General features: G+C 68.7%; 18 protein-coding genes. 10 read left to right on the top strand and 8 right to left on the bottom strand.

The annotated features are described in order from the left end of the window. Nucleotides 1-2: 2 nt before the first annotated feature. Together purE and Q2T94_RS02700 are read right to left on the bottom strand one after the other, a co-directional pair. Entirely contained in the window at nucleotides 3-503 is a 501-nt protein-coding gene (gene purE, locus Q2T94_RS02705) for a 5-(carboxyamino)imidazole ribonucleotide mutase (protein WP_302263348.1), read from the bottom strand. Nucleotides 504-532: 29 nt separating this feature from the next. Continuing rightward, the gene (locus Q2T94_RS02700; protein ID WP_377700319.1) at nucleotides 533-1,678 is read right to left on the bottom strand and encodes a 5-(carboxyamino)imidazole ribonucleotide synthase; all 1,146 of its coding nucleotides are present in this window, start codon (nucleotides 1,676-1,678) and stop codon (nucleotides 533-535) included. Nucleotides 1,679-1,921: 243 nt separating this feature from the next. Between Q2T94_RS02700 and Q2T94_RS02695 the strand changes: the two genes are divergently transcribed. Then, complete coding sequence (locus tag Q2T94_RS02695) at nucleotides 1,922-2,488, top strand: GtrA family protein (protein ID WP_302262777.1); 567 nt, start codon at nucleotides 1,922-1,924, stop codon at nucleotides 2,486-2,488. A gap of 140 nt (nucleotides 2,489-2,628) precedes the next feature. Here the strand turns inward: Q2T94_RS02695 and Q2T94_RS02690 are convergent, their stop codons facing one another. Further along, on the bottom strand, nucleotides 2,629-3,363 hold the full coding sequence (locus Q2T94_RS02690) for a TIGR03089 family protein (protein ID WP_302262776.1): 735 nt from the start codon (nucleotides 3,361-3,363) through the stop codon (nucleotides 2,629-2,631). 288 nt (nucleotides 3,364-3,651) lie between these two features. Between Q2T94_RS02690 and Q2T94_RS02685 the strand changes: the two genes are divergently transcribed. Genes Q2T94_RS02685 through Q2T94_RS02675 form a run of 3 tightly spaced genes read left to right on the top strand, consistent with a single transcriptional unit; the run spans nucleotide 3,652 to nucleotide 9,451 of the window. Continuing rightward, complete coding sequence (locus tag Q2T94_RS02685) at nucleotides 3,652-4,182, top strand: WhiB family transcriptional regulator (RefSeq protein ID WP_264268247.1); 531 nt, start codon at nucleotides 3,652-3,654, stop codon at nucleotides 4,180-4,182. 29 nt (nucleotides 4,183-4,211) lie between these two features. Further along, nucleotides 4,212-7,595, top strand: a complete 3,384-nt coding sequence (locus Q2T94_RS02680; protein WP_436836810.1) for a glycosyltransferase — start codon at nucleotides 4,212-4,214, stop codon at nucleotides 7,593-7,595. After that, entirely contained in the window at nucleotides 7,592-9,451 is a 1,860-nt protein-coding gene (locus Q2T94_RS02675) for a DUF5719 family protein (RefSeq protein WP_302262775.1), read from the top strand. The genes Q2T94_RS02680 and Q2T94_RS02675 overlap by 4 nt, the downstream gene beginning before the upstream one ends. Here Q2T94_RS02675 and Q2T94_RS02670 read toward each other — a convergent pair. After that, entirely contained in the window at nucleotides 9,448-9,963 is a 516-nt protein-coding gene (locus Q2T94_RS02670) for a metallopeptidase family protein (protein ID WP_302262774.1), read from the bottom strand. The genes Q2T94_RS02675 and Q2T94_RS02670 overlap by 4 nt on opposite strands. Before the next feature lie 96 nt (nucleotides 9,964-10,059). On the opposite strand from Q2T94_RS02670, the gene Q2T94_RS02665 reads away from it, so the two are divergent. The 4 genes from Q2T94_RS02665 to Q2T94_RS02650 all read left to right on the top strand — a co-directional run bounded on the left by Q2T94_RS02665 (nucleotide 10,060) and on the right by Q2T94_RS02650 (nucleotide 13,768). Further along, nucleotides 10,060-10,458 (top strand): DUF3499 domain-containing protein, encoded by a 399-nt coding sequence (locus Q2T94_RS02665; RefSeq protein WP_264268244.1) that lies wholly within the window; start codon nucleotides 10,060-10,062, stop codon nucleotides 10,456-10,458. Between the two features lie 10 nt (nucleotides 10,459-10,468). Beyond that, nucleotides 10,469-10,666, top strand: coding sequence for a Trm112 family protein (locus Q2T94_RS02660; RefSeq protein WP_302262773.1), 198 nt, complete (start codon nucleotides 10,469-10,471; stop codon nucleotides 10,664-10,666). An 11-nt stretch (nucleotides 10,667-10,677) separates the two neighbouring features. Next, the gene (gene ahcY, locus Q2T94_RS02655; RefSeq protein WP_302262772.1) at nucleotides 10,678-12,144 is read left to right on the top strand and encodes an adenosylhomocysteinase; all 1,467 of its coding nucleotides are present in this window, start codon (nucleotides 10,678-10,680) and stop codon (nucleotides 12,142-12,144) included. A 250-nt stretch (nucleotides 12,145-12,394) separates the two neighbouring features. Next, complete coding sequence (locus Q2T94_RS02650; protein WP_302262771.1) at nucleotides 12,395-13,768, top strand: TIGR01906 family membrane protein; 1,374 nt, start codon at nucleotides 12,395-12,397, stop codon at nucleotides 13,766-13,768. Nucleotides 13,769-13,859: 91 nt separating this feature from the next. Here the strand turns inward: Q2T94_RS02650 and Q2T94_RS02645 are convergent, their stop codons facing one another. Both Q2T94_RS02645 and Q2T94_RS02640 read right to left on the bottom strand, forming a co-directional pair. Next, the gene (locus Q2T94_RS02645; RefSeq protein WP_302262770.1) at nucleotides 13,860-15,707 is read right to left on the bottom strand and encodes an AMP-dependent synthetase/ligase; all 1,848 of its coding nucleotides are present in this window, start codon (nucleotides 15,705-15,707) and stop codon (nucleotides 13,860-13,862) included. 75 nt (nucleotides 15,708-15,782) lie between these two features. Further along, nucleotides 15,783-17,390, bottom strand: coding sequence for a dolichyl-phosphate-mannose--protein mannosyltransferase (locus Q2T94_RS02640; RefSeq protein ID WP_302262769.1), 1,608 nt, complete (start codon nucleotides 17,388-17,390; stop codon nucleotides 15,783-15,785). A gap of 65 nt (nucleotides 17,391-17,455) precedes the next feature. Here Q2T94_RS02640 and rsmI point away from each other — a divergent pair, with 65 nt between their 5' ends. Continuing rightward, nucleotides 17,456-18,304, top strand: a complete 849-nt coding sequence (gene rsmI, locus Q2T94_RS02635) for a 16S rRNA (cytidine(1402)-2'-O)-methyltransferase (protein ID WP_302262768.1) — start codon at nucleotides 17,456-17,458, stop codon at nucleotides 18,302-18,304. 167 nt (nucleotides 18,305-18,471) lie between these two features. Then, entirely contained in the window at nucleotides 18,472-19,956 is a 1,485-nt protein-coding gene (locus Q2T94_RS02630; protein ID WP_302262767.1) for an NAD-dependent succinate-semialdehyde dehydrogenase, read from the top strand. A 149-nt stretch (nucleotides 19,957-20,105) separates the two neighbouring features. Here Q2T94_RS02630 and Q2T94_RS02625 read toward each other — a convergent pair whose 3' ends face one another. Together Q2T94_RS02625 and Q2T94_RS02620 are read right to left on the bottom strand one after the other, a co-directional pair. Further along, the gene (locus tag Q2T94_RS02625; protein WP_302262766.1) at nucleotides 20,106-22,547 is read right to left on the bottom strand and encodes a transglutaminase TgpA family protein; all 2,442 of its coding nucleotides are present in this window, start codon (nucleotides 22,545-22,547) and stop codon (nucleotides 20,106-20,108) included. Then, nucleotides 22,544-23,968, bottom strand: a complete 1,425-nt coding sequence (locus Q2T94_RS02620; protein WP_302262765.1) for a DUF58 domain-containing protein — start codon at nucleotides 23,966-23,968, stop codon at nucleotides 22,544-22,546. The genes Q2T94_RS02625 and Q2T94_RS02620 overlap by 4 nt, the downstream gene beginning before the upstream one ends. Between the last annotated feature and the right edge of the window lie 3 nt (nucleotides 23,969-23,971).

Genomic DNA, 23,971 nt, shown 5'->3' with positions numbered 1-23,971 from the left:
CCTTACGCGCCGGGGGCTTCGGAGGCGACGGCGGCCCGCAGGGCGGCGCCCTTGTCGGCTGCGACCTGGCGCAGCTCGGCGGCGAAGTCGATGAGTTTTGCCTGCAGTGCGGCGGCGAGCTCGTCAGTGCCGGTGGCGAGCATCCGCACTGCCAGCAGGCCGGCGTTGCGTGCCCCGCCGATGGAGACGGTGGCGACCGGCACACCGGCGGGCATCTGGACGATGGAGAGCAACGAGTCCATGCCGTCGAGCGTCTTCAGCGGCACCGGAACGCCGATGACCGGCAGCGGGGTGACCGAGGCGAGCATGCCCGGCAGGTGGGCGGCGCCGCCGGCTCCGGCAATGATCACGCGGATGCCGCGGGTGTGGGCTTCCTTGCCGTAGGCGATCATGTCCTCGGGCATGCGGTGGGCGGAGACGACGTCGGCTTCGAAGGGGATGCCGAATTCGCGCAGCGCCTCGGCGGCCAGCTTCATGACGGGCCAGTCCGAGTCGGAGCCCATGACCAGGGAAACCAGGGGTGCGGGGGTGCTCAAGAAGTTTGTCCTTCGGTGGTGGATGCGGGGGCCGGGGAAGGCACGCCGTCACGGATCAATGAGGCAACGGTGTTGGCGCGGGCGCGCAGCGAGTCAACGGATTCCCCGGGTTCGGAGACCACGTTGACGTGGCCGATCTTGCGTCCCGGACGCACGGACTTGCCGTAGGCATGGACCTTCACGCGCGGTTCCGCGGCCAAGGCGGCCTGGAACGCGGTGAACAGGTCCTGGTTGGCCCCGCCGAGGTAATTCTTCATCACGGTGGTCTCGGCCAGTGCGTCGGTGGCTCCCAGCGGCAGGTCAAGGACCGCGCGCAGGTGCTGTTCAAACTGGCTGGTGATCGAGCCGTTCATGGTCCAGTGTCCGGTGTTGTGCGGGCGCATGGCAAGTTCGTTGATGACGAACCCGGCACCGGAGCCGGGGGTCTCGAAGAGTTCGGCGGCCATCACGCCGGTGACGCCGAAGGCCTCGGCGATGCGCAGTGCCGCCTGCTCGGCTGCCGCCTCGACGGCCGGGTCCAGGCCCGGTGCGGGGGCAATGACTTCGTCGCAGACGCCGTCGACCTGGATGGTGTGCACCACTGGCCAGGCCTTGGCCTCGCCGCCGGGGTTGCGGGCGACAAGGGCGGAGAGTTCGCGCGTGAAGGCGACCTTGTCCTCGGCCAGCAGTGCGCCGTTGCCGAACCAATCCGCCGCCGCGCGGGCATCTTCTTCCGTCTCGATCATGCGCACGCCCTTGCCGTCATAGCCGCCGCGAGGGGTCTTCAGCACGATCGGCCAGCCGATCTTCTGGCCGAAGGCCACCAGCTCATCAACGGTTTCCACCGCTGCCCACTCGGGGTTGGGCAGGCCCAGCGCGGCGATGGCCTCGCGCATCACGAGCTTGTCCTGGGCATGGATCAGCGCGGCCGGGCGCGGCTGGACGTTGACGCCTTCGGCGATCAGCGCCTGCAGGTGCTCATTGGGCACGTGCTCGTGGTCGAACGTCAGGACATCGACTCCGCGGGCGAATTCACGTAGCGTCGCCAAATCCGTATAGTCACCTACCGGGGCGGAAGCAACACTGCGCGCGGCAGAGACATCCGGGCCCTCGGCCAGGATACGTAGTTCGAAGCCGAGATTCAGGGCCTCGGGAGCCATCATTCGGGCAAGTTGGCCTCCGCCAACAACGCCAATCACTGGAAACATCACCCGCTTAGCCTACCGAACGCGGGGCCCAACCTATGTTGTCCATGGCGAGTTTGGACACCATTGGCGGTGAACATTCAGTGAACCGCATTAGAATAGTTTGGTTGGCCGTCCAGGGAAATGACGGCCCAACCGCACCGGACGCGCAGCAGCGAGCCACGCGGCATACGGTGCATTGAGACGAATCCATGGAGGATCATGCTGAAAGAGATCTGGCGCAAACTCTTGGGCCTGGCGTCCATGATGTGGCGCGAAGTCGCCAAATTCGGCGTGGTCGGGGGTGTCGCGTTCATCATCGACTCGGGCATCTACCTGTGGATGCTCGAGGGGCCCATGGATGATTCCGAGGTCAAGGCAAAAATCATTGCCGGCGTCGTGGCCACGATGTTTTCGTGGGTGGCCAACCGCTTCTGGACCTTCCGCCATCGCCGGCAGGCCAACGTGGTGCGCGAGCTCGTAATGTTCCTCATTATGAACGCTATCGGGCTGGGAATCGCCGCAGCATGTGTGTTCATCACCAAGTACTGGATCGGCCTGACCGACACCACCAGCCTGTTTATTGCGGGTTCCGTGGTCGGCCTGGTGCTGGGCACGATCTTCCGGTTCTTCGCCTACCGTTTCTGGGTCTTTGGCGAGGAAATGGATGCCGAAGAGGAATTTGCCCACGACCGCGAGCTGCTGCACGTCGGCCTCGAGCCGGCTGATGCGGAGCGTGGCGCTTCCGCGCCGTCCCGGGCCCCGGGAACGCCTGACGGCGTCGTCTAGTGCCGGTGGGCCCGGCACGTTGATACCTACAGCCCCGGGATGTTCCCCCTCTTGCTTCTCCACCACCGGTGGAGGGAAAAGCCAGGGAGCATCCCGGGGTTTTTCATGCCCGCCGGAGGCCGGGCCCTTGGCTTGCGGGCCTATGAATCCCGATCCAGGCGCGTCACCACGCGTTCGCCGCCGAGCAGCGAGTCGCTGATCTTTACGCCGTCTTCCACCAGAACCACAGGGTTCCCCGCGCTCCACAGCGACACCAGGACCGGAAGGAGCCGTTCCAGCGGCCACGCGGTGCTCAGCAGGGTGGTGCCGCTTGCCCCGGTTTCGGGCAGCTCGGCGAACAGCTGGGTGTAGGCCATCGAGCCGGCGGCCCCCTGCAATGCCGTGGCGGACGTATCGATGGGGGAGGGGTTGAACGAATCCGCGTAGGCGCGGACCTCTGAGGCGTAATCGGTGGCACCAACCGGCAGCGGGCCGTCGAAGGCCATGGCCAGGGCCGGCAGGGGAACGGCGATGACCTCGACGCTGCCGTTGACTGCTAGGGTTTCCGTGTCGGCGGTAATAAATATGTCGACATCTCCGGGATCCGTTCCGGGGGCCACGCAGCGCACTTCGGCGCCCAGGTGCCAGCACGCCAAGGCCAGCGCCGCGGACTTCCAATGGCCGGGCATGTCGGTGGCAACAATGCTCCCCGGGGCTAAATCGAATTCTTCGTGCAATAGGTTCGCGCTCTTGGCGACCCAGTTGTCAAAAACGCGTCCACTGAGTTCCACGCGTTCCCCGCCCTGGGAGTACCAGGTCAGGTACGGGTGGGTGGAATGGCGCATTGGAGCGAGCAGTGATTCGACGGGAGATAACGAGTTGGTATCAATGGTCATGGGAAGCTCCTTGTCAAGCCTGTGAATTCCCCGGGAATCCGGGGTTGGGCGAAATCGTGTGTGATCACGGCGAAATCTCGGGCGTGGCGTGACTCCAAATCTACGACATGTGTGGCTAAAATCGACGGCCGCACTTGACGCAACGGGAGTTACACCAGTGTAATTAGATAGTGCACCGTCAGGGAGAGAGAAATTGTCTCGCGACGGCTTTTTCTTGGAAGGCCGTCGACGTCGCTCTTATGGGTCATATTAGGTATCAAGTTCGTAACGGCGGAAGGTTAGTAAACCATGGGAAACGTGGATCGAAGCTTCAACGAGGCCGCAGCGACGGCGCCTACGCCACCTTATAGCGGGGGCCGAAGCGTTCCGGCGGACTGGTTTGTCGATCCGGCCGAGACAAGCCGGGAACAGGAAGCCGACGGTTCGCAGGGCTTGACTCCCGCAGAGGAGACAGCCGCATTCCTGTTGGCGCACGACGCAGCCAGCGATCTGGTCGCTGACCCGACTCCCTCGTGGGCACCGAGCTTCGATGCCATGCCCGACGGCAAGAGCCCGGCCCAGGCCATCTGGATCGGCCTGGGCGCCGAGGACGAAGAAGGCGAACTGGGCTGGCAGTCCGAGGCACTGTGTGCACAGACCGACCCCGAGGCATTCTTCCCCGAAAAGGGAGGATCGACCAGGGACGCCAAGCGTGTCTGCGGCGCCTGCAATGTGCGCTCCGAATGCCTTGAATATGCACTGACCAACGACGAACGGTTCGGAATTTGGGGCGGACTGTCCGAGCGTGAACGTCGTCGCTTGCGGAAACGAGCAGTCTAATTCTCCCTACGATCCACGTCACCGCCATTGTGGCTGCCCACAATGGCGCAGCTTTTCTCCCCCGGACCCTGGCCGCCCTGCGCGATCAAACACGACTGATTGACCGCTTCGTCGGCGTCGACGCGTCGTCCACCGACGGTTCCGCCGACCTCCTGCGCCGGCAACTGCCCTCCGACGCCACCTTGCTTCAGGTCCCGGAGCACAGCTTCGGGCACTCGGTGATGGAAGCCGTGCAATCCCTCGGTGAGCCGCGCAAGGGGCGCACCGAATGGCTCTGGCTGATCCACGACGACTCGGTGCCCGAACTCAATGCCCTGGAAAAGCTCCTCACCGTGGTCGAGGCCACCGAGTCGGTCACCATCGCCGGGTGCAAGCAGCTTGATCTTGACTCCCCGCGCCGCCTGTTGGATGTGGGCCTGGGCATGAACAAGCATGCCGAGCGGCTGACGCTCATCGAGATCGACGAGGTTGACCAGGGCCAGTACGACGCCCGCACCGACTCCTTTGCCGTGACCAGTGCCGGAATGCTCATCCGCCGTGACGTCTTCGAGGCCCTGGGCGGTTTCGACCCGGCGCTGCCGGGACTGGGCGACGACATGGACCTGTGCTGGCGCAACCGCCTCATGGGCAACCGCGTGGTCATCGTGCCCGCAGCCAAGATCCACCACAAGGCAGCGGTGGTCCGCGCCCTGGCAGGACCGGCCGAAACCCGCCGCGCCGAGGTGTTCATGCGCCTCAAGCACGCCCCGGCCTGGGCCATCCCCTTCCTGGTCATCGGAGCGGTGCTGGGCGGGATCTACCGCTTCCTGCTCTCGCTGCTGGCCAAGGACCCCGGCTACGCCTTCGGCCAGTTGGGTGCCACCTTCAGGGCCGTCGGAACCCCGGTCAAGCTCTCCAGGTCCCGCTCCGCGGCCGCCGCCACCCGGCGGGTCCCACGCAAGTCCATCGCCCGGCTGCTCACCGATCAGGACCTGGTGCGCGAACACCGCAAGCACATGCTCGACTCCCTCGATGGCGAAAGCGTCTACGGGGACGGGACCGGCGCCACCGCCGCCCAGGTCCCCAGCGGGGACGCCCGCAACGACTTTGCGGCGCTGGCCGCACCCAACCGCACCTCTTCCTTCGTCAGTGCCATCATCGCCGTGATCGCCACCCTGGCCGCGTCGCTGGTGGGTTTGCGCGCCCTGATCGGCGCCGAAGCAGTGGCCGGCGGGGCAATGCTCCCGCTCTCCACCAAGGCCTCCGAGATCTTCGCCAACGCCACCTCCTGGTGGGCCGACCTCGGGGCCGGCAGCCCCGCCGGCGGGGACCCCATCGACTACGTGTACTGGCTGGCCGCCCTGGCCGGCGGCGGAAACGCCAACGCCGCGGCCGTGGTGCTGACCCTGCTCGCCATGCCGCTGGCGGCGCTGGCCGCCTGGCTGGGCCTGGCCGCGGTCACCCGTTCGCGGGCCGCGCGCATGGTCGGCGCCCTGCTCTGGGGCCTGGCCCCGGCGCTACAGGTTTCGCTGGCTTCCGGCCGCGCCGGCAGCGTGCTGGTCCACGTCCTGGCACCGCTGTTCCTGCTGGCGCTGCTGCGCTCGGTCGGAGCCGCCATTGACTTCCGCACTGGCCGCGGAAACCGCCCGCTGCCCGCCTCGCGCCCGGGCACCGGAATGGTTCCCTCCTGGACCGCCGCCGCGGCGGCCGCCCTGCTGCTGGTGGCCATCACCGCCGGTTCCCCCGCCGTGGGTCTTGCCCTGGTCGTGCTCATCGTCCTCGCGGCCATCGGGCTCCGCTCCCGTGCCCGGACCCTGTGGTGGGTGCCGCTTCCGGCACTGGTCTTCCACCTGCCGCTGGTCATCGCCGCGCTGGGCAACCCGCGCGTGCTGCTCACCGATCCCGGACTGCCCCTGCCCTTCGCCCCGGCACCGCTGTGGGCCCAGGGCCTGGGTTTCCCCACGGCCTTTGACCCGCTGGGAACCCCTGCCGGATTCGGCTTCCTGCCCGCCGGGCCCTGGGCACTGGTGCTGGCGCTGCTGGTCGGCGCCCCGCTGCTGGCCTGCGCGCTCACCGGGCTCTTCGCCGGGGGCCGCAACAACTCCGCCTCGCTGGCCCGTAGCCTGTGGCTCGGCGGCGTGCTGATGCTTGCCGCCGGGTACGGCGCCTCGCTGGTGCCCGCCGCCGTGGCCGGAAACACCTTCGTCGCCGCCTTCAACGGGCCCTTTGTCTCCTTCTTCGCCCTGGCGCTGGTCTTTGCCGCGGGACTGGGGATCTCCGAGCTCCGGGCCGAGCGCCGCCAGGGCGCACCCTCGGCCACCGGTGCGCGCACCGCTGCCACCGGCACCCTCGCCTGGGCCTCGGCCCTGCTGGGAATCTCCGTGCTGGTCGCCGGCGGGAACTGGATCGTGGCACAACTCCCGGCTCCTGCAGGTGTTGCCGCGGGAACCGACCTGGGCACCACCAGCGCCCTGCAGGCGGTATCCGCCCGCACCCTTCCCGCCACCGCCGCCGACCGCGGACTGGGACCCTACGAGGACCGCACACTGGTCCTCGCGCAGAACGGCGGCGGGGCGGTCAGCGCAGCACTGATGAACGGGGCAGGCACCACCGCCGATGCCCTGTCCCAGCCCGCAGCCGCACACCGCCTCATCGGCAACGTGCCGGCCCCCGCCCTGCGTGAATCGGACGACGCCGACCGGCTCATCGAACAAACGGTTGCCACGCTCGTCTCCGACTCCGCCCTGGACCCGCGCGCGGAACTGGCGTCCCTCGGCGCCGGGTTCGTCGTGCTGCAGGATTCCCGGGCCACGGCCTCGGCGCTGGTGGCACGCCTCGACGCGGTGCCCGGCCTGGTCCCGGTGGGACAGACCGAAGCCGGATGGCTGTGGCGCGTGGAACCGCTTGAGCGGATCCCCGGCGTGGACAACGCCACCGACTCCACCGCCCGCGTGCGCATCGTGGCGGGGGACAAGACCGTGGCACTGCTGCCCTCGCACCGCGGGGAAGTCACCGCTGCAACTGTCGAACCCGGCGAGGCCGGCCGGGTGCTGGCGATGGCCGAACGCGCCGACGCGGGCTGGAGCGCAACCCTGGACGGGGTAGAGCTCAAGCGCCTCGCCGTGGGCGCCGAGGCCGGCGGCGCAACGGACGCCACCGGGACGGGCGTGGAAAACGCGCAATGGGCGCAGGGCTTTGAGCTCGGTGCCGCCGGCGGCACCCTGGAAGTGCACTACCTGAGCCCGTACAAGCTCCCGGTGGCCATGGCCCAGCTGGTGGTGCTGCTGCTGACCCTGCTGTTGGTCATCCCCATCCCGCGCAGCCGCCGTTTTGCCGCGCGCCGCCTGGATGAATACCGCACCCGCGGCAACGCGGAAAGCATTGACGAGCTCGACCGCGGGCACCATGGGGCCCATGCCAAGGAGACGAAGTGAAAAACGATTCCCGCAAGGCACGACGCGAAGCCGATCGCGTAGCCCAGGCCGCCCGCGAAGCCGCGGGACTGGCTCCGGGCGCCGCACTGCCTGCGGAACGGGACCAGATGCCCGCCCCCGTGGCCGCAGCGCCACCGGCCCCGGAATCCGCCGACACGGCAACGCCCGAATCGGCGACAGCACCCGCGGCCGTCGCGGAGCCCGCCAAGGACGCGGAGACGGACCCGAAGACCGAGGCTGCCTCCCCGGCGCCCGCCCCGGAGCGCGTTCACCGTGCCAAGACCCGCGGCAGGGCCTTGGGCCTGGTGGGCTCGGTCGGGGTGCTCTGCCTGGGCGCCGCGGCCATTGCCGCCGGATCGGTGTTTCCTCCCGCCACCGCCGCCACCGGCACCCCGGTAGCCCTGACCTCGCTGCCGGCGGGAGACGCGCTGGCCAGCTGCCCGGCGACGATGAAGCTGTTCACGGGCGCCGGTTCCGGTGTCGACCCGGAATTCGCCCCCGCATCCAAGGACGCCAGGACGGGTGTGCGCGCCGCGGTGCTCTCGGATTCCGCCGGCCGCATCCCGGGCACCGAAATGCTCAGGAACGATGCGGGCGTCGAGGCAACCATCGCCCCGCGGCTGTCGGCAGCCGAGGCAGCGAAGGCCACCGGCGCCGGCGCCGACGGCACCTCCGAGCGCAAGGGCGCACCGGGCGCGGTGAGCAACTACGCCGAGTCCCTCACGGTGCACGCCCAGCCGCTGGGCGGGGTGCAGTCCCTGGTCTCCGCCGTGCGTTCCTACTCCGCCGCCGACGGGGACCTTGCAGGGCTCGCCGCCGCGGGCTGCACGGCCCCGTCGGCCGAATCCTGGCTCACCGGCGCGGTGACCACCCCCGGATCCACCGCGGTGCTGAACCTGGTCAACCCCTCGGCCTCCGTCGCCCAGGTGCGCGTTGACCTGCGCGGTGCCGACGGCATGGTCTCCGCACCCAGCCTCGGCGCGCTGGCGGTGGCACCGGGCGAGTCCAAGTCGATCATCCTCGCCGGGTACGCGCCGAACGAGAAGGCCCTCTCGGCCAAGGTCACTTCCTCGGGCGGGCGCATCAACGCCACCATCCAGCAAAGCACGTTGCGCGGGCTGGTCCCGGGCGGCGTCGACTATCTGGGTGGCTCGTCAACGGCCAACAACACCCAGGTGATCCCCGGGGTAGCGATCCTGGACCCGAAGCTTTCCGGCGAGCTGGCCAAGCCTGCAGCCAACTCCGACGCCGCCGCCGAACTGGTGCTTGCAGCGACCTCCGCCGAGGGCGCCACCGTCAAGGTGCGGGCCCTTGGCCGCAACGGCGAGGTCCCGATTCCCGGCGGCGGGGAAGTAGTGGTGGCCTCCAACGCCACCGCACGCATGCCGCTGGGCGGGCTTCCCGCCGGGCAGTACACCATCGTGGTCGAGGGCGACTCTGCGGTGAGCGCGAGCGTGAAAATGGTGCGCGGCACCAAGGCAAACGAACCCATCGACCTGGCCTGGGCCGGTGCCGCCAACCGGCTGGGCAGCGAAAACCTGATGGTGCTTCCGCCAGTGGGCAGGTCCACGCTGGTGCTCAACGCCCCCGAGGACACCGCCACCGTCTCGGTGCGCGCGCTGGGTGCCGACGGCAAGCTCTCGGCAACGCGGAACATCGAGCTGTCAGGCGGCAAGACCGTCGCGCTGGCCGCCAGCGACTTCGGGGCCGGCACCACGGCCCTGGTGCTCTCGGCCAACGGCGCCCCCGGCTACGCCTCCGCGGTGGTCCAGGACGGGGCCTTCGGCATTGCCGCGGTGCCGGTCAGCGACGCCGCACTGGGAAGCAAGGGCGTCCAGGTCCTGTTGCGCGACTAATCGTCCGGGCCGGCATCCCAGGACCCGTACCCGGGGTCAATGGCCTGCGGGTCCATGGCCCACAGGTCGGCCAGTTGTTCCACGATCGCCATGTGCACCATCTCCGGAAGCAGCTCGGCGCCGTGGCCGCACGCCTCCTCGATGGGGCGGCGGTAGAGCGTGACGCGTTCGGGGCGGCCGGGACGCGCCGAACGGCTCGTGGCCCACGGCACCCGGGTCCCGGCAGCCCGCGCACGCTCCAGCACCTTGGCGGCGGGGACCATCATGATGCGGAAGTCGATGGCCGTCACCCGCTCGCCCCAGCGGTCGGCCAGACGCTCGGCCGATTCAACCAGCAGGTCCTCGAAGCGCTCGGCCCGGGTGCGCGACCCGGGCAGCGGTGCCAGGAGCAGTGGTCCGCGCCGGCCGCGTCCGTGCCGGTTGCGCTTGCGGTCGGCGTATCTCCGGGTACTCCCGCTGTGCAGCGAGGACGGATCGCGCCCGTCCAAATCGATCGACAGTTTTCCGGACATGACACCTAGCCTATGCCACCTCGGCCCCGCGGGAACCGCCTGCCGCACGGCGATGCGCCGACGCCGTGCCGCCGCGCTGCGGTAGTCTGTGTAACCGTGGGATCATCCAGACTTTGTTCACGTTCGGCGTGCCGCCAACCGGCCATCGCCACCCTGACCTATGTGTACGCCGACTCGACGGCGGTGCTCGGTCCCTTGGCGACCTTTGCGGAACCGCATTGCTACGACTTGTGCTCGCTCCATGCCCAGCGCCTGACCGTGCCGCTGGGTTGGGAAGTCATGCGCCTGGCCCTGCCCGAGCAGGGACGGCTCGGCAACGACGACCTGTACGCGCTGGCCAATGCGGTGCGGGAAAACGAGGCCGATGTGGCCCTCGCCCCGGCCCCGGAGGTCCCGGCTCCACGCACCTCGCCGCCGGCCATCGAGCCCGGCAACGCCCAGGGCATGACGCGGCGGCACCTGCGGGTGCTGCGCGAAGGGAACCTGGAGCCCTAAACTGGGTTCCATGTCGAATCTCTCAGCCCAACTCTCTGCCCAGCTCCGTTGCCCTCTCACCGGTTCCACCCTCATCCAGCACGGTGACACGCTGGTGTCCACCGGAACCGGGGACAACGGGGAAACCTACAGCTACGAAATCGTCGAGGGGATCCCGGTCATGCTGGCCCCCGAGGCCACCGTCATCCCCGCGAAGACCCAAGGCTAGGGGCCGGGGACATGGGCATCGATTTCCGGGTCGCGAACCTGTCCCTGCACGAGGCCGGACGCCACCAGATCCGCCTGGCCGAGCACGAGATGCCCGGATTGATGTCCCTGCGCGCCGAATACGCGACGGAGCAGCCGCTGGCCGGCGCCCGCATCGCCGGGTCCCTGCACATGACGGTGCAGACAGCGGTTCTCATCGAGACCCTCGTGGCCCTGGGCGCGCAGGTCCGCTGGGCCTCCTGCAATATCTTCTCCACCCAGGACGAGGCCGCGGCCGCCGTGGTCGTGGGCACCGGCACCCCGGAGAACCCCGCCGGCGTCCCGGTGTTCGCCTGGAAGAACGAGTCCCTCGAGGACTACTGGTGGACCGCCGAGCAGGTCCTTACCTGGCCGGGGGCCGAGACCGAGCCGGAGCTCGGACCGAACATGATCCTGGACGACGGCGGCGACGCCACCATGCTGGTGCACCTGGGCGCGCAGTACGAGGCCGCCGGAGCCGTGCCCGGCCCCGAGGCCGCGACAAGCCACGAACACTCCATCGTGCTGGACACCCTGCGCGTCTCCCTGTCCAATGACCCGGCCAAGTTCACCCGCATTGCCGCGAGGATCAACGGCGTCACCGAGGAAACCACCACCGGAGTGATGCGGCTGAACCAGATGGCAGCTGCCCAAACGCTTCTCTTCCCGGCGATCAACGTCAACGATTCGGTGACCAAGTCGAAATTCGACAACAAATACGGCATCCGCCACTCCCTGCCCGATGGGCTCATGCGCGCCACCGATGTGCTGATCGGCGGCAAGGTGGTCGTCGTTTGCGGCTATGGGGACGTGGGCAAGGGTGCCGCCGAGGCCATGCGCGGCCAGGGCGCCCGGGTGATCGTCACCGAGATCGACCCGATCTGCGCCCTGCAGGCGGCCATGGACGGCTACCAGGTGGCCCGGCTGGAAACCGTGCTGGACCAGGGCGACATCTTCGTCACCACCACCGGCGGCAAGGACATCATCACCGCCGGGCACATGCAGCTGATGAAGAACAAGGCCATCGTGGGCAACGTCGGGCACTTCGACAACGAGATCGACATGGCGGGACTGGCCGCGATCCCGGGCGTCCAAAAGGTCGAGATCAAGGCCCAGGTGCACGAGTGGACCTTCGAGGCCGGTTCCACGGCCGAACGCTCCGTCATCGTGCTCTCCGAGGGCCGGCTGCTGAACCTGGGCAATGCCACCGGCCACCCCTCGTTCGTGATGTCCAATTCCTTCGCCAACCAGGTGATCGCGCAGATCGAGCTGTACTCCAAGGCCGGCACGGGGGAGTACGCCAAGTCCGTCTACGTGCTGCCCAAGATCCTGGACGAGAAGGTCGCGCGCCTTCACCTCGCCGCCCTGGGTGTCGAACTGACGGAGCTTTCGGACGCGCAGGCCCGGTACCTCGGACTTGATGCCGCCGGCCCGTACAAGCCGGAGAGCTACCGCTACTAGGCGGATCGCGGCCCGGCCGCCGAAGTTCTCCGGGCCGCAGGAATCGAAGCCCGCCTTGCCTTCGCGCCTCGCGGCGGCAGGGCGGGCGCCGGTGCGTTGCCCTTCCGACACGCGGACCGAAAAGACGCTGGTGGGCCGCGGGTGAACCCTCGGCTCGATAGGCTTAGCTGTGTGTTTGGCAGTGGGCGTTGTCGGCCCGCAACGCCCCGCACCGCAAGCGCACCGCATGTCAGAGTTTTGAGGGAGAAGCATGGCTGAGCAGGACGAACCGCAGACCGGCAAGCCGGGAAAGCCGGCGACCGCACAGGCAGTGCCCGGTGCCGGCGCCAAGACCGAGGCCGGATCCGGCTCGTTGAGCGCCGCCGCCGCGTCGGCCGCCGCCCGGATCGAGGCCTCGATTGTCGCCTCGCGGACTGCCGCCGCGCAGAAGGCCGCCGAAGCCAAGATGCCCGCAGCACAGGCAGCGAAGCCCGCAGCAACGACCGGCGCTGCGCCGGCCAAGCCTGCGCAGGCCCCTACCGCCGCACCGGCGGCCGCGGCCAGGCCAGCTGCCACACCCCTGAAGCCGGCCGACCCGGCAAAGGCGACCCCTGCCGGGGCAGGCGCCCAGAAGCAGGCCCCGGGCAAGGCCGAAGAGCCCGAGGAAGTCGAGGACATCATCGCCAAGATCCCGGTGGAACCGCTCCCCGAAACCGCCAAGGTCGACAAGTCGTCGTCACCGGCAACTGCCGGATCCGCAGCATCGACGGACAACGACCAGACCCGCGCCATGCCGCGCCCGGTGGCCCCGGCCACACCGCAAACCGCTTCGGCCATTGCCGAGGCACGCAGCAGGGTCTTCGGCGCCTACACCCCGGTGCCCGAGCCGACCCCTGCGGCCCGCGAACGCCGTGCCGCCCGCGAGGCCGCCCTGGAATCCAAGCCGCCACTGGCCCGCACCCTCCAGGTGTTGCTGGCCATCGCGTACCCCCTGGTGCTGCTGATCCTGGCCATCCGCCTGGTGGCCAGCCCCATCTTCCTGTGGATTGCCTACCAGCGCCCCGGATTCCCCGTCGACAGCTTCGGGTTCACCACCGCCGACAGGCTGACATACGGCTCCTTCGGCGTGGACTTCTTGAACAACGTCGCCGACAACCGGTACCTGGCCGAACTGAGGGATCCCAACGGCAACCCGCTCTTCCTCGGCACCGAGGTCCAGCACATGGCCGACGTCAAGAACGTCATGTCCTTCACCTACCTGGGCGGGACCATTCTGGGCGTCATCGCGCTCATTGCACTGATCTACCTGGGCAAACGCTACGCCGGCGGCATCCGCCGCGGGCTCTTCGCCGGATCGGTCGCCACCTTGGTGCTGCTTGCAGGTCTCACCGTCGTGGCGATCCTTGGCTGGGAAAGCTTCTTCAGCACCTTCCACCGGATCTTCTTTGCGGACGGCACCTGGACCTTCAACTTCTCTGACACGCTGATCAGGCTCTACCCGCCGCAATTCTGGATCGACGCAGCCATCGGCATCGCCGGTCTGGTGGTCATCACGGCGCTGGTGACCCTGATCGCCACTTGGCCTACGGCCAAGCGCCGCGAGGGCTCGCGCCTGCGCCAGGAAAAGCGGGTCTTCGGGCTGTAGCACTGCCGACCACAGCAGATTCCCGGGTGTCTCCCGGCTTCGATTCGGAAGCCGGGCCAAGCACTCGGGAATCGCTGTTTCTGCCGACCCTTCAGCGCCTGTACAACTGGTCGATCAGGTCCTGGAAGTCGCTGACGATGCTTCCCCGCTTCACCTTCAGCGAGGGTGTCAGATGCCCCGACTCCTCGGTGAACTCCCGGTCCAGGACCACGAACTTCCGAATGCCCTCGGCCTTGGAGACCGCGGCATTCGCCGCATCCACGGCGTCCTGAAGCTCGGCGAGCACCTTGGGGTGCACCGCCGCCTCTGCCGGGGAGAGCACCGGAAGGGCGTTGGCCCGGCACCACGGGCCCAGTTCTTCGGGATCCAGGGTCAGCAGGGCGGCGATGAACGGACGGTTCTCACCCACCAACACCACCTGGGAGACCAGGGGCGAGGTGCGGATGGCTTCCTCCAGCGGCCCCGGAGCCACGTTCTTGCCGCCGGCAGTCACCAGGATGTCCTTCTTGCGCCCGGTGACGACCAGGAACCCCGACTCGTCCAGAGCCCCGGTGTCGCCGGTCCTGAAGAATCCCTCGTCGTCAAAGGCGTCGGCCGTGGCCTGCGCATTGTGGTGGTAGCCGGCAAAGACCCCGATTCCCTTGACCAATACCTCGCCGTCAGGCGCGATGCGGATGGTGGTGCCGGGGATGGGCAGGCCCACGGACCCCACCCTGAGGTTCCGCGCCATGTTCACTGTTGCCGGGGCCGTGGTCTCGGTGAGCCCATAGCCTTCCAGCAATCCCACGCCGGCGCCGCGGAAGAAATGGGCCAGGTCGGCGTTCAAGGCGCTGGCGCCGCAAATGGCGTAACGCACCCTGCCGCCCAGCACCGCCCGCAGCCGCGGGTAGAGCACCTTGTTGAACAGGGCGTGCCGGGCCAGCAGGAGCGGGGAACGGCGCGAGGCCAGGCCGCGGGCCCGGGCGTCGGCGCTCCGGGAAAATTCGATGGCTGTCGACTCCGCCTGGGCGAAAAGCTGGCCCTTGCCCGCGGCCAATGCCGTGCCGGCCGCGGTGGTGCGGATCTTTTCGAAGACCCTGGGCACAGCCAGCAGGAAGCCCGGTTTCACGGCCGCCAGATCCGGCTCCAGGGTGGAGGCCGAGGACGTGTGCGCGATGGTCGATCCTGCGTGCACGCAGACCTGCTGGACGGCGCGGGCCAGGACGTGGGCCAGCGGCAGGAACATTAGGGTGCGATCGTTCCGGCCCAGCACCGGGGCCATGTGCCGGGCCAGGTTCACGGCAACCTGGGAGAAATTCGCGTGGGTCATCATGCAGCCCTTGGCCCGTCCGGTGGTGCCGGAAGTGTAGACCAGGGTGGCGATGTCCTTCAGGCCGGCGGAGGTCCGGGCGGCCTCGACCTGTTCATTGCCGATCCCGCTGGCGGACCCCTCCGCCAGCAGTTCCCGGAGTCCTGCTGCAGGGATGTCGGTCGGCCCGGGGGCCTCGGGCCCCTCAAAGGTCCACACGGTGACCTCCTCGTCCACGGATCCGGCGGCCTCCGCGAGCACTCGTGCGCAGGCTGGGTCCTCGGCAAACACGTGCCGGGCGCCGGAGTCCTGCAGGATCCACGCCACCTGGTACGGGGAACTGGTCTCGTAGTTGGGAACGGACACAGCGCCGGCAAACCAGATCGCCTGCTCGGCCAGCGCCCATTCATAGCGCGTGCGGGACATGATCCCGATCTTTTCCCCGGGGGCGATCCCGGCGGCCAGCAGCATCTTGGCCAGCCAGCGGACGTCGGCGACGAAGTCGGCGGTGGACACGTCGGTCCACGAGCCTGCGCGCTTGACGCTAAAAAGCGGTGCGCCGGTGCCGCGGGCCAGACGGTCCACCAGCAATTGGGTGGTGTTGAAGTCCTGCGGCAGGTCCTGGAGAAGTGGTGTGCTGGCTTCGCGCATGGTGTGTTGCTTCCCGGGAGATGGTCGGCGTGTGGTCTGGGACATCACCTATGTTACCCATTGGTAATTTGGGGTCTATCCCCAGCTGGGCATCCAAATGTGGTTGCGCCAGTTCTCGTAGGTGACCATCTCCCCGGTCCACACCGGGAGGAAGTAGGCGGACACGACAACGACCAAGGCCAGGAAGATCCCCACACCCCACAAGAGGCGCCGCCGGTGCCACGGCACCTGGCCCCCGACGGGCAGGCTCCTGCCCAGCACGTAGCACAGGGAGAGAATGAGGAACGGGGCGAAAGGCAGGGTATAGAAGAAGAACATTGTCCTCTCCGGATAGGCGAACCACGGCAGGAACCCGGCGCCCACTCCCGCCAGGATGGCCCCGGCACGCCAGTCGCGGGCACCGATCCAGTGGAAAAGCACCAGCAACAGGCTCAGCGTCGCCGCCCACCACATGATCGGGTTGGGCAGGTCGGTGATCGCCTGCACGCAATCCGAAGAGGTGCACCCGAACTCGCCATTGCCGCGCGATTCGTAGAAGAAGAGCACGGGGCGTCCGGCAAAGAGCCAGCTCCAGGGCGAGGACTCCCAGCCGTGAGGCGAGCCCAGGCCCTCGTGGAAGGAATAGGCGGCCCGGTGGTATTCGCCCAGTGAACGCAGCGCCCCCGGCACCCAGCCCCAGGTCTCCGAGGGATTCTCCGCAGCCCATTGGCGGTAGCGTCCGTCCGAGGAGAGCAGCCAACCGGTCCAGGTGGCCAGGTACACCACGATGGCCGTGGGGATGATGAGCAGGAACGCCGGGACCCCGTCGCGGATCAACCCGGCGGCGATCCAGTGGCGGATCCCGGCGCGGCGCCGGGCCGAGAGATCCCAGAGCACCGTCATCAGTCCGAAGACGGCAATGAAGGACAACGCCGACCACTTGACCCCGGCTGCACAGCCGAACATCACCCCGGCCACCAAGCGCCACGGCCGCCACCACAGCCACGGGCCGTAGGCCAGCAACCCCTCGGCGGGGCGGGCGCCATCGGCGGTGGCCAGGGCGCGGGCCAGTCGCTCGCGTCCGTCGAAGCGGTCAAGGAGCAGGGCGAAGAACCCTGCCAGAAGGAAGAACATCAGGAAGATATCGAGCAGTCCGGTGCGGGACATGACCAACTGGTGCCCGTCGATGGCTGCCAACAGGCCGGCCACGCCGCCCAGGAACACCGAGGAGAACATCTTCTGGGCAACCAGCGCGCACAGCAGCACCGCGAGGGTGCCAAAGAGCGCGGCGGAAAAGCGCCAGCCCAGCCCGTTGTCACTGCCGAAAAGCCACATCCCCGCGGCGATCAGCCACTTGCCCAGCGGGGGATGGACCACGAAGGAGGCGGAGTCCTTGGGCTCCGGGTGCCCTGCAATGAAGGCATCGTTCGGCTCCTCGCCCCACTCCAGCTCGTAGCCCGCCTGCATCATGGTGAAGGCGTCCTTGACGTAATACGTCTCGTCAAAGATCAGCAGATGCGGATGGGCGAGGTTGGTGAAGCGCAGCACCGCCGCGAGAGCGGTGACCGCCAGCGGAACGATCCAGCCCCAGATCCCGGGACGGTGCAACGGGCCCGCCAAACGGTCCCTCAGGGCTTCGCGCCCGAAGGCGCCGGCCGGTGGGAGGACCCAGCGCCGAAGTCTCTGCGTGGAAGCTGTAGTCACTGTCAATACTCTACCGGCGCCCGTCGGCGGGATCCGGCGGCACGCGCGGGCAGTAGGCTTGGGGCGTGGAAACTCAAGAAACCCCGGGCCAGATCGTCTTGGCGGCAACCCCCATTGGCAACCTTTCCGACGCGTCCCCCCGCCTGATCGAGCTCATGAAGAGCGCAGACATCGTGGCCGCCGAGGACACCCGGCGTTTCCTGCACTTGGCCACCGGCCTGGGAGTCCGCGTCCCCGGGCGCTTGATCAGCTACCACGAGCACAACGAAACCCACCGGCTGACCGAGCTGCTCGAGCTGGTGGCCGGCGGGGCGACCATACTGGTGGTCTCCGATGCCGGCATGCCCGCTGTCTCCGACCCCGGGTTCAAGCTGGTCGAGGCAGCCGTGGCCGCCGGTGTCACCGTCACCGCCGTGCCCGGACCCTCCGCCGTGCTCACCGCGCTGGCCCTGTCAGGGCTTCCCACCGACAGGTTCACCTTCGAGGGCTTCCTGCCCCGCAAGGCCGGTGAGCGGACCAAGCGCCTTCAGGATCTGGCCACCGAGCAGCGGACCATGGTCTTCTTCGAGGCTCCGCACCGGCTGGACGCGATGATCCGTGCGCTGCGCGACGCCTTCGGACCCGAGCGCAAGGGGGCCATTGCCCGCGAACTGACCAAGATGTATGAGGAAGTGATCCGCGGAAACCTCGACGAGCTGCTGGTGTGGGCCGAGGGGGAGGTCCGCGGCGAAATCGCCGTGGTCATTGCCGGTGCTCCGGCCGGGGAGCCCGCACGCGCCACCGACCACGTGGCCCAGGTGCAGCAACTTGTCTCGGAGGGCCTGCGTCTGAAGGAAGCGGTGGCTGCGGTCGCCGAGACCGAACGCGTGTCCAAGCGCGAGCTCTACGCAGCGGTGCTCGAAGCCCGCGCCTGACCATTGCCCCAAAAAACCACCGGGACGCGCATGGGATGACTGCACAAAATGGCGGCTTCGTCATAGTGCAGATAGAAATTTACAGTCACTTGCCGCGGCGCTAGCGTGGAGACCAACACGATCCTGCAATTTTCGCAACACCCCACAGTTCAAGGGAGAACGCCGCTATGACCATTACCCCCGAGCGCGAAGCCGAGCTGCTCGCCTCCGTCCCGACCGGTTTGCTGATCAACGGCGAATGGCGCGACGCCTCCGATGGCGGTACCTTTGACGTCGTTGACCCGGCCACCGGCAAGGTGCTTGCCACCCTGGCGAGCGCCACCTCGGAAGATGCGATGGCAGCCCTCGACGCAGCCGACGCCGTCCAGAAGACCTGGGCGCTGACCGCACCGCGTGAGCGTGCCGAGATCTTGCGCCGCGCCTTCGACATGGTCACCGCGCGCGCCGAGGACTTCGCACTGCTGATGAGCCTGGAAATGGGCAAGCCGTTGGCCGAGGCCCGCGGCGAGGTCACCTACGGCGCCGAGTTCCTGCGCTGGTTCTCCGAGGAGACGGTGCGCGACTACGGCCGCTACCTGACCACTCCCGAGGGCAAGAACAAGATGATCGTGCAGACCAAGCCGGTCGGCCCGTGCCTGCTGATCACCCCGTGGAACTTCCCGCTGGCCATGGCCACCCGCAAGGTCTCCCCGGCCATCGCCGCCGGCTGCACCATGGTGCTCAAGCCCGCCAAGCTCACCCCGTTGACCTCCCAGCTCTTCGCCGCGGTCATGATGGAAGCCGGCCTGCCGGCAGGCGTGCTCAACGTCGTCTCCTCCAAGAGCGCCTCGAAGATCTCCGGCCCGCTGATGCAGGATGAGCGCCTGCGCAAGGTCTCCTTCACCGGTTCCACCGCCGTGGGCAAGATGCTCATGAAGGACGCCGCCGACAAGGTGCTGCGCACCTCCATGGAACTGGGCGGCAACGCACCGTTCCTGGTCTTCGAGGATGCCGACCTGGACGCCGCCGTCGAGGGCGCCATGGCAGCCAAGATGCGCAACATGGGCGAGGCCTGCACCGCGGCCAACCGCTTCCTGGTGCACGAGTCGGTGGCCAAGGAATTCATCGCCAAGTTCTCCGCCGCCATGGGCGCGCTGAAGACCGGCCGCGGCACCGAGTCCACCACCAATGTCGGCCCGATCATCGATTCCGGCGCCCGCGACGACATCCACGCGCTGGTCTCCAAGGCCGTCGAGGCAGGCGCCGTTGCCGAGACCGGCGGGGCCCCGATTGATGGCCCGGGCTACTTCTACGCACCCACCGTGCTCTCGAACGTCGCCAACGACGCCGAGATCCTGCGCCAGGAAATCTTCGGCCCCGTCGCCCCGGTGACCACCTTCCGCGACGAGGCCCACGCCATCGAGCTGGCCAACGCGTCCGAGTACGGCCTGGCCTCCTACATCTACACCCGCGACCACAACCGACTCTTCCGCGTCGCGGAGCAGATCGAGTTCGGCCTGGTCGGCTTCAACGCCGGCGTCATCTCCAACGCCGCCGCCCCGTTCGGCGGAGTGAAGCAGTCGGGCCTGGGCCGCGAGGGCGGCGCCGAGGGCCTGGCCGAGTACACCACCACCCAGTACATCGGCATCGCCGACCCGTACGCGGCCCGCTAACCGCCAGCGGCACCGACGGCGGCGCCCCCCTCTGCTCCACACGGAGCAACGGGGGCGCCGCCGTTTTCGTTGGCGGGGCCCCGTTGCGGCGATGCCGCTCTCGGGACCGCCGGCGGGATCGCCGTCGCCCAGCCACAGGGCAGGGCAAACTACCTGGACGAGGCGTAGCCGGAGGCTCCCAACGGGCGGGGAGCAAAGAGCGACCGCGGCCAGAGGCTGCGCCCCAGGCGCTCACCGACGCCCATCGAGGCCGCCAGGGCCTGCCAAACCTCGCCGAGGGCCGCTTCCAGTGCGGCGGGGTCTTCCTCATCGCCGGGGCGTGCGTAGCGCTGGCGTTCATACGCTCCGGCCAGCGCGTTGAGGGATTCGGCGGCAGCGGGGAAGCTACGCGCCAGGCGCCGGGAATAGTCCCCGGCCGATTCGTCCAGCCTCATGGGCCAGGAGAAGTCAAGGCCAAGGGCCACGAGTTCGGACCAGGCAGCCGCCGGTCCGGTTTCCTTCCCGTGGCGGATGTCCGCACGTCCGTGCAGGGCCATGCGCGCGATGCGTCGACTGCGCTGGATCCTGCGCACCATCCACGGCGCCGCCCCAGCCAGCAGCACGACGAGCAGGATGCCCGCCAGGCCCGACGTCGGGGACCCGGCCCCGGGACCGGAGCCCCGCGCCGCCTCCGCAGCCTCGGACGAGGCTTCGGAGGAGCTGGCGGATGCGGAATTTGACGCGTTGGGCGCGGTCGGGTTCAGGGTCGGGTCGACGTCCGGGGCGGGCAGCGCAGGTGCGTAGTCCGGGGGGATCCCGCGCCCCGGGGTCGGCTCGAACGCGACCCATCCGGCACCGGGGAAATAGAGCTCCGGCCAGGCGTGGGCGTTGCGCGAACTGACGGTGAACTCGTCCAGTTCAGAGCCGTTCTGCCCGGCGATCGACTCCCCGGTGGGGGTGCCGGGGGCGTAGCCGGTGACCAACCGGCTGGGGATGCCCAGCTCGCGGGCCATTAGGGCCATCGTGGAGGCGAAATGCACGCAGTACCCGGCCTTTTCCTGCAGGAAGGCGTCGATGACGTCCATCCCGCTGCCGTCGTAGCCGTCTTCGACCGGGGTTTGTTCCGAGTACCTGAACGCCGCTGAACGAAGGTAGTCCTGGATGGCGACGGCCTGTTCGTAGGGGTCGCTGGCGACATCGCCCACCGCGGCCTCGGTGGCCTCTGCCAGGGATCCGGGAACGTCCTCGGGCAGCTGCAGGTATTGGGGGTCGACCTCGGCAAAGAAGCCGCGCGGGATCGAGGAGGAGAGCTCGGCGAGCATCTGGGCGCTGATCTGCGGGTTCACACTCATCACCGAGTAGTCGGCGGCCGCCGGCGGCTGGCCCTCGGCGGCCAGCAGGGTGCCGGTGTCCGGGCTCCATCCCCAGTTACCGCCCAGGCCGTTGAGCGTGATCGCGTTTCCGGGCAGCGGCATCCACGCGCCGCGGTACCTGTCGGTGATGACCCGGGTATAGGCGGGCCGGGCCGATTCGAAGGCCCGCGGGAAGGCTCGGGTCACCAGGTTCTCGGTGGCAGGGACCCGGCTGGCCTCGGGGTCAGGCAGCCAGCGGTCGGCGGTGAGTTGGCCGATCACGGAGGTCCGCAGGTAGGTGGGGGAGTCCGCATCGGTGAAGTAGCGCAGCACCGTGCCGGAAGAGCGGTTGCGCAGGTCGTTGCCCAGGGCGATCATCGGGTCGATGTTGGTGGCGATCCTGCCCCAGGACGGACGGCTGCCCTCGGTGAGCATGCCCTTGGAGAACCCTGGAATGGCAGCGGGCAGCACCAGCAACGCGACGAGGGCGCCGGCCAGGAGGGCTGCCCCCTGCAACAGCGCCCCGCGGGCCTGCGGTCCGGGGGAGGTGTGCCCGCCGGCTGCCTCGTGCGGGCCGGCGAGTTCCAGGGCGCGGCGCCTGCCCGAACCGGTGTCGGACTGCCAGCGCGATGCCGCCAGCACCAGCAAATAGCCCACGGCCGTGAGGGCAACGGTCATGATGCCTGCACCGTGCGGCTCGAAGAGCGAGGCGATGGACAGCAGCAGTGCCAGCGGGATGCCGGCCAGGGCCGCGGCGCGGAGCTCGAAGGCCAGGGCGTCGACGGCCAGAGCGACCGCGGAGGCCCAGACGCAGATGGAGAAGACGATGACCCCGGTGGTTTCCACCGGCGGCACCTGGGAGCCCATTTGCTCATTCGCCATGGCCCAGACCTTCAGCAGGGCGCGGTAGGTCGCCCCGGTCGGCACGACGCCCAGCCAGGCGGTGTTGGAGAAGAACAGGAAGGTCAGCGCCAGCACCGCCACCACTGCCCCGGCCAGGGTCCCCAGGTAGCGGCGCGGGGAGAGGCAGCGCACGAGGTTGGCGGCCACCACGATGCAGGTGACCACCACGAACACCTGGAGCATCCACCCCCAGCCGCTGATCACCCCATGCAGCGAGGCGGTGGCCCCGAGCATTGCCGTGAGCGTGGCCAGGGCCGCGAAGGCGGCCGCGGGGATGCCGGAAACAGCTGCGTCGGGTGCCTGCCGGGGTGAACCCGGGGGCGGTGTATCGGTCCGGGGCAGGGTCGCGGTGCTCATGACTGGTGCCACAATCCGGCCCAGGCCTCGGTGAGCGTGGTCTTCGGGTTCACCGCGACGGCCGACCAGCCGGCCTGGCGGAAGCGGGAGATGATCGGGAACAGGTGCGCTTCGCGGTTGGCCACGCACAGCACCGTCACCTTGCTCCGCGCACCGACGACCTCCAGCCAGTCATCTGCCTGTTCGGGGGTGGGTTCGCCCAGGATCAGCACGAGTCTGTCGCCTCGCTCGCGCATGCGTTCCTTCAGCGCCGCGGCGAGCGTGGACCTGGCCGTCTCGTGGCGCTGGACCCCGGAGTCCTCAAGTGCCAGTGCGGCGAGTGCCTGCTGCATCCGGGCCGTGGCGTGGGGACCTGCAAACAGCTCGCCGGCTTCCTCGGTGCCGGAGGCGGAGACGTCGTTGACGCCCTCGCCGCGGTGGTCGATCAAGTCGATGCCGAACCCCGTCTGCGCCAGGTAGGCTCCGACGCCAAGTGCCGCGTGCAGAGCCCATTCGAAGCGCCGGCTGGAGTCCTTGGGCGCGGAGGTGAATTGTGGGATCTGCAGCGACGGCTCGGAACCGGCGCCCTGCGACAGGAAGGCAGCGCGGGAACGGTCCAACATGATGACGGCCCTGGGGGTGGCCCGGTAGTCCTCCTGGCGCACCATCAGCGAGCCGCGCCTGGCCGTGGCCGGCCAGTGGATGCGCCGCACGGTGTCCCCTGGACGGTACTCGCGGGTCATCACCTCAAAGGAATCGGGGGTCAGCCGGCGGTTTGAAGCGGCCTGGCCGTGGGATCCGTGTTCGCCCGGAATACCGGTGGGCTCCAGCGCCTCGCACACCGGCAGGGCAATCAGGGCGCTGGGCGCATCGAGGGCCGCGGGGCGGGCGGCAAGCCCGAAGACGTCGGCAACCTGCGCGCGCACCGGCCCGATCGCGTAGATGCCGCGCGTGGCCGGCCGCAGCCGGTATTCATACCAGCTGCCGGAGCCTCCGGCCCCCTGCGCCGCGGTGCGAGAGGGGTAGTTGAACTCCGGACCCTTGCCGAAATCCTCGGGCAGCGTGTCGCTGAGCGGGATCGATGCACCGGAACGTCCCCGATGGGTGATGTGCAGGCGCACCCGCACCGATGAATCCGTGGTTGCCTGAGGCGGGTTGAAGGTCCGGGTCACCGTGAGCGCGGGGTTGCCGAAGCGCAACAGGAAGGCGGCCAACAGCGGGGTCACCAAGAGGAAAAGGGAAACCGCCATCAGCTCGCGCCGTCCCAGCAGGAAGGCTCCGAGCAAGGCAATCGCCCCGGCGGCAAAAAGGCCCCAGCCGCGCGCGGTGAGGAATCCCAGGTGGACCTTTTCGCGCAGCGTTGCCGGAGGCTCGGCGATCGCCCAGCGGCCGCGGGAAGGGGATTCGCGGAATTCGTTGGGTTCCCCGGTGTCGGTGCCCATGTC

Origin of the sequence: Paeniglutamicibacter sulfureus, from assembly GCF_030512175.1 — a bacterium.
GTDB classification, from domain to species: Bacteria; Actinomycetota; Actinomycetes; order Actinomycetales; family Micrococcaceae; genus Paeniglutamicibacter; species Paeniglutamicibacter sulfureus.
Note: the sequence above shows the minus strand (reverse complement) of the source record. Positions and strands in the feature narration are given on the sequence as shown.